Raw genomic sequence first — 2,170 nt, 5'->3', positions numbered from 1 at the left:
CGCGGTGGGCGAGTGGCGCGGCGAGCATTACCGCCAGCTCGGCCGGGGCCCCGCCGCCGGCCGGCCTGATACGGCCCCCAACTTCCTGAAGGCCCTGGCACAGGTACTGGGCCCGCTGCCCGGCGCCGGCGTGCCCTACATGCGCATCGCCCGCTGATGGGCGCGCTCCTGGGCTGGCTCCCGCCCGCGCTACTTCTTGCTCGAAGCCACCCCTGGGCCGCAGCTCCGACGAGGCCGGCAGCCCACCGCGGTGGGCGAGTGGCGCGGCGAGCATTACCGCCAGCTCGGCCGGGGCCCCGCCGCCGGCCGGCCTGATACGGCCCCCAACTTCCTGAAGGCCCTGGCCCAGGTACTGGGCCCGCTGCCCGGCGCCGGCGTGCCCTACATGCGCATCGCCCGCTGATGGGGCGCGCTCCTGGGCTGGCTGGAAGCGGCCCTGCTCACGCGCCCGCCCCGGCTGCTGCACCGCCTGCTGCCGGGGGCCGAGTGGCAGGGCCCCGCCGCGGGCCCCAGCGGCCGCCCCGTGCCTCTACCTCACCTTCGACGACGGCCCTATCCCGGAGGAAACGCCCTGGGTGCTAGCGCAGCTGGCGGAGTACGGCGCCCAGGCCACGTTCTTTTGCGTGGGCGACAACCTCGCCCGCTACCCCGAAATTGCCCGCGCTGCCCTGGCCGCCGGCCACCGCCTCGGCAACCACACCCAGCACCACCGCAGCGCCTGGCAAACCCCCCGCGCTGAGTACCTGGCCGGCGTGGCCCAGTGCCAGCAACTTCTGGACTCATTGTTAGCTGTTAGCTCCCAGCCGTTAGCCATTAGCTCTACAGTTGACGAAAAGCTAAGAGCTAACAGCCAACCGATAACAGCCAATAACAAGCCGCTGTTCCGCCCGCCTTATGGCCGCCTCACGTGGCCGCTGCTGCGGGTGCTGCGGCCCGAGTTTCGGGTGGTGCAATGGTCGGTGCTCACCCGCGACTACGACCCCCAGCTGCCCCCGCCGAGTGCCTGCGCCTAACGCTGGCCGCCGCCCGCCCCGGCGACGTCCTCGTGTTTCACGACAGCCGCAAGGCTAGCGCCCGCCTGCGCTACGTGCTGCCGCGGGTGCTGGCGCACTTTACCCAGCGCGGCTACGAATTCAGATCACTGATTTAGACTGATTAACCGTGATTTCGCGGATTCAAACGATGTTTGAAATGCGGTTGCCCATAAAAAAAATCAGCTAAATCACGGTTAATCAGTCTAAATCAGTGATTATTTTACTACTGCTATACTGCTCGTTGTGGCTGCTGGTGCTGGCCGGCTCGGCGGGGGCCCTGGCTACCCGGCGCGGGGCCCCCGCCGCGGGGCCGCTGCCTGTGCCGCTGCCCCGCGTCAGCATTTTGCTGGCCGCCCGCAACGAGGCCGCGGCCCTGCCGCGCTGCCTGGCCAGCCTGCGCGCCCTGCGCTACCCGCCCGAACTGCTGGAAATCCTGCTCGGCGACGATGGCAGCACCGACGGCACCGCTGCCGTAGCCAAGGCCGCCATGCGGGGCTTCGCGGGGCATTTTGAGGTCGTGCCCATCGCCGAAACCTTGGGCACGGCCCGCGGCAAGGCCAACGTGCTGGCCCACCTGGCCCGCCGCGCCACCACTGATTACTTCTTCGTCACCGACGCCGACATCCACCTGCCCAGCACTTGGATAACCGCGCTGCTGGCCCACGCCGCGCCCGGCGTGGGCACCGTCACGGGCATCACCGCCGTGCAGGGGCCCCGGTTGTTCGACCGCCTCCAGGGCCTCGATTGGCTGATTTCGCTGGGCCTCATCCAGGTGGTGAGCGCCGGCGGCCGGCCCGTCACGGCCATGGGCAACAACATGCTCGTGACGCGCGCCGCCTACGTGGCCACCGGCGGCTACGAAGCCCTGCCGTTCTCCGTCACCGAAGACTACGCCTTGTTCCGGGCCGTGCTGGCGCAAGGCTACGGCTTCCGCCACGTGTTCAGCGCCGCCGCCCGGGCCGATTCCTTGCCCATGCCCACCTGGCGGGCCCTGCTGCGGCAGCGCCACCGCTGGCTGCGCGGGGTGCAGGCCCTGCCACTGCGCCTGCGCCTGGAGCTGCTGGTGTACAGCAGCTTCTGGCCGGCGCTGGGGGCCCTGGCCTGGGCGGGGGCCCCGGGCCTGGCGCTGGCCCTGG

Annotated in this window: 3 protein-coding genes; all 3 read left to right on the top strand. The window is 70.5% G+C overall.

The window, feature by feature from the left end; translation table 11 throughout:
- Positions 1 to 196: 196 nt before the first annotated feature.
- Entirely contained in the window at positions 197 to 403 is a 207-nt protein-coding gene (locus BEN49_RS14155; RefSeq protein WP_070744428.1) for a hypothetical protein, read from the top strand.
- Between the two features lie 172 nt (positions 404 to 575).
- The gene (locus BEN49_RS29565) at positions 576 to 1,013 is read left to right on the top strand and encodes a polysaccharide deacetylase family protein (RefSeq protein WP_070744427.1); all 438 of its coding nucleotides are present in this window, start codon (positions 576 to 578) and stop codon (positions 1,011 to 1,013) included.
- 232 nt (positions 1,014 to 1,245) lie between these two features.
- Positions 1,246 to 2,170: glycosyltransferase (locus BEN49_RS14145; RefSeq protein ID WP_125916869.1), on the top strand; the 925-nt coding region annotated here is incomplete at its 3' end.

The organism is Hymenobacter coccineus (assembly GCF_001816125.1).
Classification (GTDB): Bacteria; Bacteroidota; Bacteroidia; order Cytophagales; family Hymenobacteraceae; genus Hymenobacter; species Hymenobacter coccineus.
This window is presented reverse-complemented; position numbering and strand designations above follow the sequence as displayed.